The organism is Streptomyces viridiviolaceus (assembly GCF_014650995.1).
Lineage (GTDB): Bacteria > Actinomycetota > Actinomycetes > Streptomycetales > Streptomycetaceae > Streptomyces > Streptomyces viridiviolaceus.
Window position 1 is genome coordinate 1 of the sequence record NZ_BMWA01000090.1, and the last position, 1,216, is coordinate 1,216.

The window sequence follows — 1,216 nt, forward strand, 5'->3', positions numbered from 1 at the left end:
CAACTACCGGGCCTACCCGGACGCCACACAGCGCCGTGCGCTGGACAGTGCGTTCGGATGCGCACGCGTGGTGTGGAACGACTGCCTGCGCGCCCGGAAGGAAGCGCACACGGCGGGGCTGCCGTATGTGACGTCGGCCGAGCTGTCCCGTCTTCGCATCACGCAGGCCAAGCGCACCGAGGAACGCGCCTGGCTCGCCGACGTGTCGGCGGTCGTCCTGCAACAGTCCCTGCGGGACCTGGATGCCGCCTACTAGAACTTCTTCGACAGCCTCAAGGGCAAGCGGGCCGGCCGTAAGGTCGGCCCTCCCCGCTACAAGTCGAAGAAGGACACCCGGCAGTCGATCCGCCTCAACACCAACGCCTTCTGCCTCCACAGCGACGGCACGGTGTACGTGGCCAAGGTCGGCAACCTCAAAGTCAAGTGGTCCCGCAGGCTTCCGGTCACACCCTCGTCCCTGACCATCACCAAAGACAGCTCCGGCCGGTACTTCCTCAGCTTCGTCGTGGACACCGCACCGGACGTCCTGCCCGAGTTGGAGACCGACGCCGGTATCGACCTCGGTCTGTCCACGTTCGCCGTCCTGTCCGACGGCAGGAAGATCGACAGCCCGCGCTTCCTGCGCCGCGCGGAGAAGAAACTCAAGCGCCTGCAGCGGGAGCTGTCCCGTAAGGCCAAGGGATCGAAGAACCGGGCCAAGGCCCGCATCAAGGTCGCACGCCAGCACGCGCGTGTGACCGACCGGCGTCGGGACTTCCACCACAAGGCATCCACACAGATCATTCGCGACAACCAAGCGGTGTACGTGGAAAGCCTCGCGGTGTCCGGTCTCTGCCGCACCCGGCTCGCCAAGTCCGTGCACGACTCGGGATGGGCCGCGTTCGTCGGCATGCTGGAGTACAAGGCGGCTCTGCACGGCCGCACCTTCGCCAAGACGGACCGCGCTTTCCCGTCCTCCCAGGTCTGCTCGGCGTGCGGATTCCGGGACGGCCCCAAGCCCCTGCACATCCGGGAATGGACGTGCGGCGAATGCGGCACCGTGCACGACCGCGACCACAACGCAGCACGCAACGTTCTCTTCGAAGGACGCCGAATCGTCGCCGCCGGACGGGCGGAGACGCTAAACGCCTGTGGAGCGCCGGTAAGACGGGCACCCGTGCCCGCACAGCGCGGTGAAGCAGGAAGCCCCCGGAAGGGTCAGACGACCCAGGCCGGA

The 1,216-nt window shown here is 67.1% G+C and carries 1 pseudogene; it reads left to right on the plus strand.

Annotated elements, in window-relative coordinates:
* Positions 1-1,216: pseudogene (locus IE260_RS41010) on the plus strand (RNA-guided endonuclease InsQ/TnpB family protein); the annotation flags it as partial.